Origin of the sequence: Chloracidobacterium sp., assembly GCA_025057975.1 — a bacterium.
In the GTDB taxonomy this organism is placed as follows: Bacteria; Acidobacteriota; Blastocatellia; order Chloracidobacteriales; family Chloracidobacteriaceae; genus Chloracidobacterium.
In genome coordinates, this window is sequence record JANWUV010000002.1 from 87265 (window position 1) to 103349 (window position 16085).

Sequence of the window (16085 nt, forward strand, 5' to 3'; positions counted from 1 at the left end):
CACGCTTCACGGCGGATGGGCGACCGGATTAAGGCGTTTCACTCACTGTTTTTTTTTTTCACATTGAGCCTTGCCTGCGCAAGGCGGCTTCAACTAGGCTGGGGGCGACTTCGTCCGTTTGCATACTTTAACCCTGTCACCCCGCACGGTGGACGCTGCGCAGGTTGAACTTCCCACACCATTACAACCACGCCTTTCCGAGATTTCACGAGGTGATTTGCTATGAGATCCATCACGCCACGTCCATCCCGGCGGTGGCTGGCGACGGCCGCCGTACCGCTGGTCGCCTTCGCCTTTGCGCCGTTTGTCGCGCAGGCCGACCGCCACGTGCCAAAACCAACGCCGCCGGCGCTGCAGCTCGCCAACTCAGCGCCAGCGTCCGCCGATCACGCCGCTGGCTGGCTTCTGTTTGAAGAAAACCTCGGCCAGCATGCCGAACCTGTCCGCTACAAAATGTTCGGCGGGGCAGTCTTCCTAACCGACCGTGCCGAAGCCTGCATGCTCGTCGAAGTCGGCCGCGAACCGCTATGGCGGCCGCAGGGCAAAGCGGCGCAAAACCCGCTGTGGCGGAAAGCGCCGGAATCGCGCCCCATCTACCGGGTGCTGCGGATGCAGCCGGTTGAGCGCGAAACCGGTCGCCCTGTCCCGCCGGTGCCGTCGGAAGGGCTGCTGCGCAGCCCCATCAAGCTGTCCTACTGCAAGGGCGAACGTTCGAAGTGGCGCAGCAACGTGCCGCTCTATCGCCAAGTCGTCTACCACAACGTCTATGCCGGCATTGACCTTGTGTATTACCCCAAAGATGAACGCCTGACCTATGATTTTCGCGTCGCGCCCGGCGCCGACCCATCCGCCATTCGGCTCCATATCGATGGCGCCGACCGGCTCGCGCTCGACCGCGAAGGCAATCTGCAGTGCTTCGTCGCCGGACGGACGGTCGTGATGCAAAAGCCGACGCTCTATCAGGACATCGCGGGCGAGCGACGCCTTGTGCCGGGGCGGTTTATTGTGGACGGCGACGACGTAGCGTTTGAGGTCGGCGCGTACGACCGCAGCCTGGCGCTGGTCATTGACCCGGTGCTGCCATTCTACTCGACCTACTTCGGCGGCAACCAAGACGATCAGGCCGTCGGCGTCGCCGTGGGTCGCGCCTACAACCGAGGCGCGACCACCGCCGCCGATGTTTTTACCAGCCCCAACACGATTCCGGTCTTTATCGGCGGCACAACGTTCAGCCCATCGTTGCCGGTTCCTGTCGGTTCCGGATCAAACGCCAACACTCCGGTTGTCAGCCCGGATGTGGATGTTTTCGTGGCGCGGTTTGAATTTCGCGCCGACGGGAATATGCCGGGCAATCTTACCCAGGTCGGTATCGCCCCTTCACAGCGCTTTGCTCCATGGAATGACTTCATAAACGGTAGCTCTTCAGCCTTCACCTACGACGACCGCGGGGCGGAGCGTGGGCTGGCGGCGGTTGTCGTCTATGGCGGCAGCGGCGATGATGTCTGTACCGGCGTGAGCGTCAACGCATCCTACAACGGCACTGAAAACGTCACGTCACCTTCCAACTACTTCCGCCCTTCGCTAGGTCCGGCGCTGGTCGGCTACACCACGAGCACGAATTTTCCAACCGGCCGGCAGGGGCTGGGGAACGGCTCGGGCACGACCTTTCAAGCAAGCTTCGGCGGCGGCGCGACGGACGCCTTTGCGTTGCTGCTGCCGTTCTGTCTTGACTCCGCAGCGAACAACATCACGACCGACCCCATCACTTACAGCACTTACATCGGCGGCGCCGGCGACGACATCGCCTGGGCCTGCGCCGCCGAGCAGGGCGGCAGCGCGGAGCAGTTTGTGTTCGGCGGAGAAACCACCGGCAGTCTGCCGACGGGGAGCGCGTCGGGGCCGGTTTTTGACAACACCTACGGCGGCGGTGACGCCGACGGTTTTGTGGCGCGCTTCAACCCGGAGCAGAATACCGTCTCCGCCCAGCGGCGGTATCTTACGTATTTTGGCGGGAATGACTATGACGCCGTCACCGGAGTCTCCGATTTCAACACGAGCACTGCGGCCACCGGCCTGACCCTTTCCAACCCGGAGGCAAACTTCATCAACGGCTCTTCCAGCGCCGTGTCAAGCGCGGTAAGCGGCGCAACGCGCAACGGCGCGATTGACGCCTTCGTGGTGGTGTTTATCGGCAACACCGGACCTACACGTGACTTTTCGACCTACCTTGGCGGCAACAGCGACGACTGGGGCATCGGCATTGCCGTGCGACGGCGAACGGTGGACGGCGACAATCGGTACGTCGTTAACGTCGCCGGCTTGACGAACTCCGCGACAACCGGCTTTGGGATTTCAAGCCTCACCGGTGCGTTTTCGGCGTTCAACAAGGGGGGACGGGATGCGTTCATCACCCAGATCAGGTGGGATGGACCCAGCACTTCACCTTCTCCAGTGCGGACGGTGCAGTACTTCGGCTATCTCGGCACACCCGGCGACGACGACGCCTATGCGTTGGCGACGAGCAATCAAGCCGGACCAACCAACTCAGTTGTCTATGTCGGCGGCTGCAGCGACGGGCCGACGCTGTTCTCTCCGGTTGGAATCGCCAGTTGCCCAAGTTCAGTCCTAGACATGCTTTACCCAACACCATTGGTTCCTCCGCCGCCGCCTCCGCCGTTGCCGGTTCCGCAGGAACGCGGCTTTCTTGCTCGTATCTCGGCGGTTGATGAGACCGGATCGAATCTGCCGGCCCAGTTGCAGAACTTGGTCAATGTCGGCGGACGAACGTTTGTGCCCGGCGCGCAGCCGATACAGTATGTGCTTAGCGTCGCTCCTTACCTTGTCACGGGCAACACCGGCGTGCTCTTCTTTGCGGGAACGACAAACACGAACGCCCTGTTGCCGTCTGCGCCGCCGCTTTCTATTGGCCCAATCAGTTGTTCGTCGCCGTCCTCGATTCCCTTCAACGTTTTCCAACCCGTGCGCGCCAACAACACGAGCGACCGCAAAGACGCCTTTCTCGGCTCGCTACGATTAACACCGTAGCGGCGACACCGTATCGGTTTTTCATCAACCGCCGGGCTGTTTTCAGCTCGGCGGTTTTTTGCCGCTGCGCTTGCGCTGTTTTCGTCCAACTTGTTTGCTGGCGCGCGGGGCGACTATGCTCCCGGACTCCAGCGCCAGTGACTTGACCTGTGCCGTTCGATGTACGCCGACTACGTTGCCCTGACCTACCATGCCTCGCTCATCGCCGATGAACTCCGGGTACAGGCCTTTCAAGCGGCTGTCGAGTCGGTCGCGCGTCCGGGCGATGTCGTGGCCGATGTCGGCTGTGGAACAGGGATTCTCACGTTGTTCGCCTGCCGAGCCGGCGCGCGGCAGGTCTATGCGATTGACGACGGCCCGATCATCGAGCTGGCGAAGCTCATCCTGCATCGGAACGGCTACGCCGACCGAGTGACGTTTATCAATCGCCCATCGCGCCAAGTTCGTTTGCCGGAGCCGGTGGATGTCGTCATATCGGAAACCATCGGCAACTACGGCGCGGAGGAACGCATCCTGCCGACGCTGTGGGACGCCTGCCGACGCTGGCTCAAGCCCGGCGGACGGATCATCCCCCAAACGCTGGAGCTGTACTGCGCGCCCATCACGTGGCCGGAAGCGGAGCCGGCTCTGACGGTGTGGCGGCGGCCGGTCTGCGGCTTTGACTTTTCATCCGGGTTGGCGTTCGCCGTCAATCAGCAGTATGCACGACGGCTGCGTCCTGAACATTTGCTGGCCGAAGGGCAATGCTATTGTCGGCTGGACACCTCCGCCGAGGCGCTGTCCGGCGCAACACCGCCTAGGGTGGCTGGAACAGCGACGTTTCGCGTACGGCGGTCGGGCGTGATGCACGGCGTCGGCGGCTGGTTCAAGGCGGCGCTGACGGCATCCGTCGGCGTCACGAATGATCCCGGCGGCAAGCCGACCAGTTGGGGTCATTTGTGCCTGCCTATCGCCGAGCCGCAGTCGGTGGCGGAGGGCGATGAGGTTGAAGTCCGTCTGACGGCTATCGGCGGCGGCGGCTTGCTGCGGTGGGAAGTGACGTGGCGGAGCGCCGATGGAGCGTCCCGAACGTTCCGGCATTCCGACTTTGAAGGCTGGCTGGCCACGCCGGAGCGCCTGCGCCCTTTGGCGTCCGACGCCGCACCGGGTCTTGGCGTTCGCGGACGGGCGCAGCTTTTTCTCTTAACAAAGCTTGACGCCGGCTGGACGGTTGGGCAGGTCGCCCAAGGTTTGTACGAACACTTCACGAATGAGTTTCCAACGCTTGAGGACGCGCTGGTTTATGTGAAGGGGCAGCTTTTCAAGTTCACCTAGAGCAAGTTCCGAGAAGATGTAGCGACGCCCCGGTTGAGTCGCGTCAACGGTTTGGAGTGCGGCGGCTTGACGCGCCGGATGACTTCTCAGCTTGTCTTGGGACAAGGAACACGGCCACGCCTTCCAGCGTGGCGCGTGGCGTCGGGCCGCCACGCAGAAAAGCGGTGGAACGCCGCCGCACTCCAAATGCTTAACGCCGTTCCGCAACGGTATATCGCCACATCATTACGGAAACCGCCCTTAATCTTCGTCGTTTGTTGGCTGTCCCTCGCCGTAGCGGTCGCTCAAAACGACGCGGAAGCCAAGGATGGTGAGCAAATCCTCGCGGTGGAGACCGTCCCGAATCGAGCACCGGCAGCCGTCGGGCAGCGCCGCCCACGAGCCGCCGCGAATGGCGCGGGCTTGCCCTTCCTCGTCCTTGCGCGGGTTGCGCGCTGGCCCGCCGTACGCATGGGCGTTGGTCAAGCGCGGCGTATAGTCGTCCAGACACCACTCGCGGACGTTGCCGTGCATATCGGCCAGCCCGAAGGCGTTGACGCCCAGCGAGCCGACCGGCGTCGGTTGCCTGCGGGCCGGCGCGGCCGGTTCGTCGCCGTAGGGCAGCGAGCTATCGTAGTTTTCAAACTTCGCGGCCATGACCGGCCCGTAGGAAAACATCCCTGTCGCGCCCGCCCGACAGGCGTACTCCCACTCGGCCTCCGTCGGCAGACGGTAGGGACGACCGGTTTTTTTCGCCAAGCGGCGGCAGAACTCAACCGCTTCGTCCCACGTAATGCTGTCCACCGGAAGGTTGTCGCCCTTGTACTTGGACGGCTCCGGCGGCAGATCGCGCTCGACTTTCGGCCAGCCGGCGACCGTACGCCACTGCGCCTGCGTCACTTCCGTGCGTCCCATGTAGAAGCCGTACACTCGCGCTCGAATGGGCGGCTTTTCGTTGTCGCCGGCTTCGTCGCCGGACGCGCCCATCGTGAAGCACTCGCCCGGTATGGCGACCAGTTCCAGCGTTACGCCGTCGCCAAGGGTCTCCGTAAAGCGAGTGGTTTCCTTTTTGAGCGTCTCGACGACGTTGCCTTTGGCGTCGAGGCGCGGCGTTTCAAAGGTCAGGGTGGAAAGCTGTTCGGCGGGCAGGCTGACCGTCGGCGGCAGCGGATTCGCCGGACAGGGCGGTCCCGTTGGCCCGGTCGGACGGGACGGCTTGCCGCCGCCGCTGCGCTTGCCGCCGCCGGCCGGTTTGTCCGTCTCATCACCGCCGGCGGGTTTACTACTCACGCTGGTGCTGCGCTCCTGCGCCGGTGTCCATAGTGCGCCAATCAACAAGCTGACGACGACAGCGGCGCTCCGTATCCAAACGAGGCGTTGTCGTTGCAGTAGGGCGTCTCGACCGGACATGTCTAGGGTAGCCTTCCTTTGGCTGGTATTTGTGGTTTGTCCGCCGGATGGAGTTTAGCAGTTACCGGGTTGCCTGACGAAAACGGCTGAAGCAAGAGCAACAGCCGAAAAAGAAATCGGGACGCCAAACGGCGTCCCAGAACCATAGACACACATCGTGTGAGTAAGGCTTGTTCAACCGAGACTTACCAGAACCAAACCTCACCGTGTGTAAGAAATCTGGGTGTCCGCAAACCGATTTCGTACCTCCTGTGATGTGGACTCATACACTGCAGCGTATGTGTTACTATCATTATTGGGATTCCCATCCGGGATATACGAGCTGTCTGGGTTGAGTATGCCAAACAGTACCATGAATGAACTTCTCAGGCTGTCAAGGTTTTGGCCACCTGCTAATGTCTCTGGGGTAAAAGGCTTGCTTGCTATCTCAGCAAGTCTGTCACCTAACATCTTGAGAGCAACAGCCGCCAATGGGTGCAAGTTAAGTGCCTTTGCAGCCCCGCCCGTCGCAATTCCAATAATCTGCTTAGCCATTTCTTGTACTGCCTTTGCTTGCTCTTTTCTTGAGGCAACTTCGCTCACGAAGGCATGGCTAATGGTTCCATCTAGCCTTCCTAGGATTCTCGCTGCCGTTTCCAGACCGTAGGCTTCACGAATCTGCCTTGCTCCGTTAGCAAGACCGTCGAAAAGACGTACTGTAGCCTCATCGCTTATAGGTGGTGCTCCGAACATCACAGACCTGAAGAATTGTGATAAGGTATTCCACCTTTCTTTCTGTGTGTCTCGGGACACTTGCTCACGGCCAGTGGATGCAAAGTGCTCTATAAATTCTCTGCTGTGCGAGGCAAAGAATTTAGCTAACTCACTCCGCACAGCTACAGAAACTCTAGACAAATCGCCGTGTTTGACAACGGTATCGAAGAGTCTGACTTTTGTCTCAGAGTTCAAGTTCGCACTAGAAGCCAACCTAAGAATGTCAGTCAGCGGACTTGCGCTGAAATGCAGTACGACTAGCCGATCTCTGAGAATGTCGGGCTGCGGAACTGCACTTGGACTGATCCTCGGTGGGTATACATCATAAGAGGAGGATCTTCCGAGGTAATTGATGAAGCTCTTGAGATCAATACCTAACTCGGCTTTATGAAGCTTATCAACAAGCCGTTCAAACGCCTTAATCCGCTCTGCCGCCTGCGGATCGCTACCACCCACAAGGCCGCTCATCGCGCGCGCAGCGCTGCGGAGCATATTCTCCTTGATAAGGTCATGAACGTCCGCCTGTGATGCCTTCCGCAGTGTCGTTTCAACAAAGTCTTGTATGAGTTTTGGATCGCCGCTTTGCGCGACAACAATCCCCACGAAGCCCTCCAAGGCTCGAAGGCCAGGGTAGGACTCATCTACAAGCCTATTGAGGTCAATCGCGTTACTCTTGTAGGCTTCAGCGAGGGCTTGTCCGATAACCTGCTGGTCGTCGGCGGAAATGGGGATTCTTTCATGGACGTGTGAATAGCCACCCGCTCCAAACAGGACGAGCGCGAGAATATTCTGCCGCTGAAGTTCGGCAAGGATTTGAGTGCGGAGTCCGGGATTCCTGCGCAATTCCTCAGCAAGCACACGGGCGGACTCAGCTGGTCCTTTATTAGCGTAAGCTTCTATAACTCTTTTGGTGATTGTTTCTACGCGAGTTGAGCGAGCACCCCGAGCTGGGTTGCTGGACCGCACTCCCGAGGTAAGCTGAACGCTGGACCCGCTGGACTGCGCTCCTGACGTAGGCCGAGCGACTGTGGTACTTGTCACTCGCGCCCTTGCCAGCGCACCGGCTAAACGTACTTCTTCGGGGCGTGCAGAGTTCGCATCAGCCACCGGCTGACGGTCGGCAGTGGGGTTAGTCTTTGTTGTTGTCTTGGTCGCCGGCGGAGTTGATTTGGGAGCCGGCGGAGTTGATTTGGGAGTTGGAGGAGGAGCAACAGGACCGCGAACTCGTGACATGGCGCTATACCTCGGCAGTAAAGAGATTCTGTTGATGGGAGCAAGCCGTCTCACTCAGGTTATCGCCCACCCTACGCGCAATGTTGCGTCGTCACTGCCGCAAAGCGGTGCAGTTCACGTAGATTGTCGCTTTTTTCCGGTTATGTTCCCCGGCTTTATTTTCCAACGCGCAAACGCCCGCCGACGGTCGCCACGCCGCTGTCACTGTGCGCTACGAGTGGCTGGCTACAACGAGGCTGAGGTCTCGCGGGTTGGCTTGCTGGCGCGTCACTAGTCGGCTGTCCACTGAGGTCGGTACTGCGCCTCTGGGCAGTGTCCATCGCGCGCCAATCAACAAGCTAACGACAACGGTGGCGCTCCCTATCCAAACGCGGCGTTGTCGTTACGGCATGGCGTCTCGACTCGGCAGGTCTAAATGACCTTCCTTTAGCTGGTATCTGTGGCCTGCCGCCGGATGAAATCCTAGCAGTCACAGGGTTGCCAAGAGTAGTTTCCAACTGGCTTTGCCCCATTAATTCAGTACCCGCTGCGCGACACTAGTCCGAAAGTGCGCTAGATGTTGAGCTTTTTGGTGATGATCGTGCGCCCAACTCGGCGGTAAAGCGACAGGCAGCGTCGCCCCAGCCAAGCGCCGCATGTAGCCGGCTGCGCGGCGCGAGTAATGACGGTAAAACAGCGTCCAGCGTCGTTTGGTCAAACGCCGCACAAAGCGTACACAGATGGCGTCCCAACGCTGGTGATTTCCCTTCCGCCGCCAGCACCACCCGTGTTTGCTCTTGGAAAGAGCAAGTCCGAATTGTCGTCTCGATGACCAGCGGCGGACCGCCCAACCATGACCCAACGACGGTCAGCAAGCCCTTCAATGGCTGGATATGCGTTTTTGATAAGTCATGCTCGGCGAAGACGCCGTTACGGCCCAAGCGCTCACCGACTGTACGCGGCGCGTCGGCTACACCGCTCAAAATGTTGACAAAGAAAAACTCATTGAGTCGCCGCCCAAAGTCCTGACGAACTTGATCAATGACGGCAGTCAAATCCGTCCGTGCATCGAGTTCGGCGAGCGTTAGCGCCGCCCGAATGGTTTCAACACTCTGCGCCGTTCGCGCCACCAGCGCCAGTTCACACCAAACAGCCCAAGTTTCTTCATCCGCCGGACGCCGCCGTGCCAGACCGGTCGCGGCATTGAACCTCGCTAGCCAGTCACTTGGCAGTTCTGCGATCTCACCCAACGCCGCAACATCCAGCGTCGGAGCGCCCGGTAAGTCCGAGCGAATGTGCTCCCACAACCGCCGGCAATCTTCAAGAAACTCGGCTTGCCGGCGAATGACAGCAGGAGCAATGGAAGGTAGGTCTTGAAATGTCAATCCGAGCGCGGACAATGGCAGCGCATACGTCAGACGCTCGCGCTCCGCCGTGGCGACCCAGTACAGAACAGCCGGCTGGAAGCCGGGGAAACGATCGGCGTCAAGTTGTTCGGATGGGCCAAAGTACAAGTCAGTGAAACATCTTTGCCGAAACAGCGCCGCCGCGCGCTGTAGGGCGATAGCCCAACGATGAACCCTTTCAATCACATACCGCGTCGGTGGAAAGCTCTCAGCCATACCGCGTCTATGCACCTACCGCGCACGCGAGATTCGCACGCCCGGCGCGCAAAGGGCGGCTTTGCTGTCTCTAGACAGCATCCCTCTGTGGAAAAATACCCTAGCGACCACCAACCGGTTCGAGAACGCCTGCCTCGCCGTATAGCTCCGCCCTAGCGCGAGCTACCTCGTCAAAACTCAACCGCCCCATCTCCGCTAGCTTGTAAAGCGCAGCGTATGCAATAGACGGTGCATCCACTTTGAAGTGTCGCCGCAGTTGCTCGCGGGTGTCGCTCATGCCAAAGCCGTCTGTTCCCAGCGCCAAGAACGGCTGCTTAACCCAGCGGGCGATACTGTCCGGCCACGCCTTCATAAAATCGCTGACGGCGATGACCGGGCCTTCCGCATTGGCCAACACTTTTTGAATGTAGGGCGTACGCGGCGTTTCCAACGGATGCGCCAAGTTCCAGGCCTCTACCTCAAGGGCGTCATCGCGCAAGGCCCGGTAGCTCGTCGCCGACCATACGTCCGCCGCTACGTCATAGCGTTCAGCCAAAAGGCGCTGTGCCTCCAGCGCCTGCATCATGATTGAGCCGCTGCCGAAAAGCTGTACCGTGTGGCGCTTAGCTTCAAGGCACGGCTTGAATAGGTACAACCCGCGCAGAATGCCGTCTTCAACGCCGCGCGGCATCGCCGGCATCAGGTAATTCTCGTTGTAAACCGTGATGTAATAGAAGATGTCTTCCTGACGGTCATACATCCGCCGTAACCCCTCACGGACAATGCAGGCGACCTCGAAGTGGAACGCTGGGTCGTACTGGAGGCAGCACGGGACGGTGGAAGCTAGGATGTGACTGTGGCCGTCCTGATGCTGCAGCCCCTCGCCATTGAGCGTTGTGCGCCCAGCCGTTGCGCCGATGAGAAAACCGCGACTGCGCGCGTCACCGGCGGCCCAGATTTGGTCGCCGGTGCGCTGGAAGCCAAACATCGAGTAAAACATATAAAACGGAATCATCGGCTCGCCGTGCGTGGCGTAGGCTGTACCGGCCGCCGTAAACGACCCCATCGCCCCCGCTTCCGTAATGCCTTCTTCGAGGAGTTGGCCGTCCTTCGCCTCGCGGTAGCTAAACAGCAAGTTGGAATCCACCGGATCGTAAAGTTGTCCCTTGGCGGCATAGATGCCGATCTTTTTGAAGAGAAAATCCATCCCAAACGTCCGCGCCTCATCCGGGATAATCGGCACAATCCGCGCGCCGATGTTTTTGTCGTCGAGTAGTTTGCGCAGCAGTCGCACAAGGGCCATCGTTGTTGAAACCGGTTGCTGCGTGGCGACGCTAAACTCCGCGTACAGGTCCTCTTTCGGCAGCGTCAACGGCTTTGACCGAACAACACGCTTGGGCAGTTCGCCGCCCAACCGCCGACGACACTCACGCAGGTACTCGACTTCAGGCGATTTCTCGCCCGGATGGTAGTAGGGCGCATCGCCCACCTTCGCGTCGGGAATCGGCAACGCCATCAGATCGCGGAATTTCTTAAGCTCGGCTTCAGTGAGTTTTTTGAGTTGATGTGCAGCGTTGCGACCCGTCGCGCTTTCGCCCAACATCCAGCCCTTGACCGTCTTGACCAAAATCACCGTCGGTTGTCCTTGGTGTTCGACCGCCGCTTTGTAAGCCGCGTAAATCTTCAGGTGGTCATGGCCGCCGCGCCGAAGCCGCTCCAGATCACGGTCAGACATGTGTTCAACCATAGCCAGTGTGCGCGGGTCCTTACCGAAGAAGTGGCGTCGAATGTACGCGCCGGTCTCGACGGAGTACTTCTGAAATTCGCCGTCGAGCGTGGTGTTCATAATGTGCAGCAGCGCGCCTTCGGTGTCCTTGGCTAGCAACGGATCCCAGCGCCGGCTCCAGATGACCTTGATGACGTTCCACCCCGCCCCCCGGAAGACGGCTTCGAGTTCTTGGATGATCTTGCCGTTGCCGCGTACGGGGCCGTCAAGCCGTTGCAGGTTGCAGTTGACGACGAAAATGAGGTTGTCCAGTTCCTCGCGCGCCGCCAGCTGTAGCGCGCCCAGCGCCTCCGGCTCGTCGGTCTCGCCGTCGCCCAGAAAAGCCCAAACGCGCGAGCCGGAAGTATCCACGATGCCGCGATTGTGCAAGTAACGATTGAAGCGCGCTTGGTAAATAGCATTAATCGGCCCCAAGCCCATCGAGACCGTAGGGAACTCCCAGAAGTTCGGCATGAGGCGCGGGTGCGGATAGCTCGATAGGCCCTTCCCTAAGACCTCACGGCGGAAGTGCTCCAGCTGTTCGACGGTCAGACGGCCTTCGAGAAACGCGCGCGCGTAAATGCCGGGCGCAGCGTGTCCTTGGTAAAAGATGTGATCGCCGGCACTGCCGCCGTCCTTGCCGCGAAAGAAGTGGTTGAAGCCGACTTCATAGAGGCTGGCCGACGAAGCGTAGGTCGCCAAATGGCCGCCGATGCCCGGAAAGTGGTGATTCGCTCGGACGACCATCGCTACGGCGTTCCACCGGACGATGCGCCGAATGCGCAACTCCATCTCTTCATCACCCGGAAACGGCGGTTCCTGCTCCGGCGAAATCGTGTTGATGTAGGGCGTCTGAACCAGTTCCGGCAGACCGACGCGCATCAGGCGCGACTTCTTGAGCAACTTGCGCAACAAAAACTGGGCGCGTTCACGTCCTCTTTGGTTGACAACCTGTTCTAGCGCCTCCAACCATTCAGCGGTTTCTTGAGGGTCGGCGTCCGGCAACTGCTGTTTGAACTCGTCGAGGTACATCGGCGGGGACCTCCTCCGTACGGCATGGTCGGACTTGTCGCGGCAGTGTCGCCCTGTGGCTTCAAGAGGTGGGCCGCTGTTTTGTACGCCAAGGTACAGTCATCCGGCAAGTGATTTGAGAGCTGAGTCTTTCTAGGAAACAACGCTGCGCCGCCCACATTGACGGCCCTTTCAGGCGTCTTTTCACATGCGGCCTATGAAGGCTAACGCGCGCACCTGTCGTCCCCGCTGGAACGTTCAGCGCAGTATGGCTTGCCACTTGTGGCTTGTTTGCCTGACGGCCTGCTTGACGGCCTGCCGGGTATATCCCGCCAACCCACCGTACCGGCCGCTGTCCATCCCACCCGGCATGGTGTTCATTCCCGGCGGGACGTTTGTTCGGTATGACGCTGCGGGCAATGGACACCTCACAACCGTTGCGCCATTTTTCCTTGACCGGACTGAAGTAACAAATGCTGATTTCCGGCGCTTTGTGGAGGCGACCGGCTACCAAAGTGAGGGGCGCTGGGCGCTTTACGCCACGCCTAGCCGCGACCAACATCCGGTTGTCGCCGTAACATGGAACGACGCCGTGGCCTACGCCCGCTGGGCCGGCAAGCGCTTACCGACCGAGGCCGAATGGGAGTTCGCCGCACGCGCTGGGCGACCGACGGCCCTATACGGGACGGACGGCGCCGGCGACACACCGGACGACCATGCTACTTTCGGACGCATCGTTGTTTACCCGAAACGGACGCCGTTACGCGGAATCCAAACAACGCCCGTCGGGATGTTTCCACCCAACCCGTTTGGACTCTACGACATGGCGGGCAATGCGGCGGAGTGGTGCGCCGACTGGTTTGACGCGGATTACTATGCGGTCAGTCCAATACGCCGACCGCCGGGGCCGGCGTTCGGACGCGGCCGTGTCGTACGGGGCGGCTCGTGGAACGACCGCGCGGAATATCTCAAAGTTACGCACCGCTATGGACTTCCTCCCGGCACGATCGCCTTCACGCTCGGTTTTCGCTGTGCGGCGGACATACCACAACCACCCCGCGGAGACGTGTGGGCGTCCACACCGTAGGACGTTTCCCGTTTTAGGTCAAAAGCTTGCGTAGGCGCAGACCGGCTTGTACATACACCACTTGTTCTTGACCCTAGGCTAAAAGCCGTGTCATAGCTTGGCGACAAAAACCGTTATCCCAAGCCGAATCAACCGGTTCCCCTATGCCGCACGGCGTTTTGAGCGTCCGACCTGAACATTTCGTTTCAAACCGCCCCATGCTTACTCCCGGCCACTACCTGTTTGACTTGACCGGCACACTGCGTCACGCGGCGATCATGACCGAACCCGGCAATGCGCCAGCGACCGAATCAACGGATTTTGATCTTTCGGCGGCGCTTTCCACGCCGACGTTTCCGCCGGCGCTAACCCCTCTACTCGACTTGGTGGCGCGCGGCGAGGTTACGCTCCCACGAGTCGTCACCTTTGACGCTGCAACCAGCGCGACGCTCTATCCGGTCGAATTGCACGGCGAAAAACTCATCGCGCTAGTCATGTCCCCGTCTGACACGGCTCAACAACTCAGCCGCCAGGCCGCCGTCTTGTTGGCGACCACCCGTGACATTCACGCCGGGCGCACTATGGAAGAAATCTTCCAGACGCTTGCCCGCGAGGCTGCGCACTTGCTTCCATTTGACCGAGCCAGCATCACGCTATTCAGAAGTGACACTAACGAGGTTGAAATTTACGCCCTTCAGGAGGATGGCTCGAGTTCGGTTCAGGTCGGCGCGGTCGTGCCGGGTGAAAATACCGCTACCGCTTGGGTCGTCCAGCATGGGCGACCGATCATCACCCCGGACATTCGACAGGAAACGCGCTTCATTGTCTATGACGACTGGCTCAAGCAGGGCTTCCGGGCCACCCTCTGTCACCCACTCATTGTTGAAGGGCAAGTCATTGGAACGCTGAACTTCACTAGTCGCAAGGCGAACGCTTACGGCGACGACACTGTGCGCCTTGTACAACCCCTAGCGGAGCAGGCAGCGATTGCCATCCACAACGTCCGAATGCGTCAGCGCCTGACTGCCGAATCGCAACGACTCCGGCGAATTGTCGAGGTCGCCAATCAGGTCAAGCACCATTTGAGCCTGAACACGGGTTACTTGAGCGTTTCCGAGATTCTGCGCCGGATGTGCGAGATTGCCTGCGACATGGGTTGGGCGCGGGCGTTGTTTTGCCTGCGTGACGTGGCCGCCATGTCCGCTAACGAATCGTTTATTGCCGCTTTCGCCGGCGACTTCAGCGAAGCGCAACGGATTGAACTTGATGTTCTCAAAACGCAGCGCACCTATGTCGGCGGCTTTTCGACGACGCCGGGGGCGCGTCTGTCGGGCGTCCACCGACGCATCGGCGATCATTCCTTTCTCCTTGGGCGCAATGCTGAGTCGCCGCTGCGTTTGTGGCACACAGGTCGGCAGGTCGTTGTCGTCCCGCTGGCGCTGGAAGGCAAGCTTTTCGGGACCTTCAGCGTAGATCGCGACGGACCGCCGCCCACCACAGAAGAGGTCGAAATTCTCGAACTGCTGACGGATCACGCAACGGTCGTTCTGCACAACTCACGGCTCATCGCTCAACTTCAGGAACAGTTGGCTGAAACCCAACGCCTGCGTGAGCAGGAACGCGCCTACCACCTCCAAATGCAGCAAACCGAACGGCTGCGGGCGCTGGGCGAACTGGCGTCTGGCGTCGCCCATAACTTCAACAATGCCCTAACCATTATTCAGGGCCGACTCGGTTTACTAAGGGCGCAAACAAAGGACGACGCGACACGGCGTGCGCTGGACATCATTTACAAAGTCGCCCAAGACGCCGCCAACATTGTCAAGCGGATTCAGGACTTTGCGCGCGTCCGTCAGGATGACGCCGATTTCGAGCGACTTGATTTGAGTCAACTTGTTCAGGAAACCATCGAGGCGACGCAGCCAGAATGGGCAGCCCGCGCCAGTGGCAATCCAGTGCGCGTTCTGTGTCAAGCGCCGACCCCGGTTCACATCCGTGGGAATCCGACCGAACTCCGCGAAGTCCTAACCAACCTTGTCTTCAACGCGCTGGACGCTATGCCGCACGGCGGCGAAATCACCATCAATGTGTATGAGAGTGATGGAGCAGGGAAACTGGTCGTCCGCGATACCGGCGTTGGAATGACGGAAGAAACCAAGCAGCGCTTGTTCGACCCCTTTTACACGACGAAGGGTCTCCAGGGGACAGGTTTGGGACTCAGTGTTTCGCACAACATCGTGAGCCGTCACAAGGGGCGTATCGAAGTCGAAAGCGAACTGGGACGTGGAACGACGTTCACGCTAACGTTCCCGCTGGCGCCCCGCTCGCTAACGCAGGAACTACTCCCCGACGCAACAACCCTGACGCCCCCACGACGGCTGCGCATTCTGATTGTGGACGACGAGCGCCCGGTGGCGGAAACGATTAGCGACATTATCGGCTTACTTGGCCACACCGCCCACATCGAAACCAATCCATTTCAGGCGCTCCGGCGGCTTCGGGAAGAAGCCTTTGATGCGCTCTTTGTTGATCTTGGCATGCCGGATATGAACGGCTGGCAGCTTATCGCCGAAGCGCGTCGGATCGCCCCCAACTTACCTATCACCTTGGTGACGGGATGGGCGAACACCATTCGCCCGGCGGATTTGCAGGCACAACAGGTTCGAGTCATGGCCAAGCCGGTTGACATAGGCGTCGTCGAGCGCACGTTGAGCGAAATCGTAAGTGAACTCCGGGTGACGCTCCACTAGCTTCCGCACCCATACACGCTTCCGAGCTGTGCAGATGAGGGAGACGCCAAGCGGCAGATTGAACCAGCGGAGCAACCACCGTTCCCCGGCCAGAAGCCACACTAACCCCTGATTGAGCCAGCCCGGCAGGGGACGCAAGTCGCTTTGGGGACGAACGCCGCGCTTCCGTAGACTTTGCC

General features: G+C 60.0%; 8 protein-coding genes. 4 read left to right on the forward strand and 4 right to left on the reverse strand.

Annotated elements, in window-relative coordinates:
* Positions 1-222: 222 nt before the first annotated feature.
* Both NZ585_02130 and NZ585_02135 read left to right on the forward strand, forming a co-directional pair.
* Complete coding sequence (locus NZ585_02130; protein MCS7078836.1) at positions 223-3045, forward strand: hypothetical protein; 2823 nt, start codon at positions 223-225, stop codon at positions 3043-3045.
* 159 nt (positions 3046-3204) lie between these two features.
* A complete protein-coding gene (locus tag NZ585_02135) occupies positions 3205-4359 on the forward strand; it encodes a 50S ribosomal protein L11 methyltransferase (GenBank protein ID MCS7078837.1) in 1155 nt (384 codons plus the stop codon).
* A 240-nt stretch (positions 4360-4599) separates the two neighbouring features.
* On the opposite strand, the gene NZ585_02140 is transcribed toward NZ585_02135, so the two are convergent.
* From NZ585_02140 to aceE, 4 genes are all read right to left on the reverse strand, one after another.
* On the reverse strand, positions 4600-5748 hold the full coding sequence (locus NZ585_02140) for a formylglycine-generating enzyme family protein (protein ID MCS7078838.1): 1149 nt from the start codon (positions 5746-5748) through the stop codon (positions 4600-4602).
* A 201-nt stretch (positions 5749-5949) separates the two neighbouring features.
* Positions 5950-7359, reverse strand: coding sequence for a hypothetical protein (locus NZ585_02145; protein MCS7078839.1), 1410 nt, complete (start codon positions 7357-7359; stop codon positions 5950-5952).
* Positions 7360-8270: 911 nt separating this feature from the next.
* Positions 8271-9335: a hypothetical protein gene (locus NZ585_02150; protein MCS7078840.1), complete on the reverse strand. Its 1065-nt coding sequence runs from the start codon at positions 9333-9335 to the stop codon at positions 8271-8273.
* A 100-nt stretch (positions 9336-9435) separates the two neighbouring features.
* A complete protein-coding gene (gene aceE / locus NZ585_02155) occupies positions 9436-12111 on the reverse strand; it encodes a pyruvate dehydrogenase (acetyl-transferring), homodimeric type (protein ID MCS7078841.1) in 2676 nt (891 codons plus the stop codon).
* Between the two features lie 247 nt (positions 12112-12358).
* On the opposite strand from aceE, the gene NZ585_02160 reads away from it, so the two are divergent.
* Positions 12359-13177, forward strand: a complete 819-nt coding sequence (locus NZ585_02160; protein MCS7078842.1) for a formylglycine-generating enzyme family protein — start codon at positions 12359-12361, stop codon at positions 13175-13177.
* 197 nt (positions 13178-13374) lie between these two features.
* Entirely contained in the window at positions 13375-15906 is a 2532-nt protein-coding gene (locus NZ585_02165; GenBank protein MCS7078843.1) for a GAF domain-containing protein, read from the forward strand.
* Positions 15907-16085: the final 179 nt, after the last annotated feature.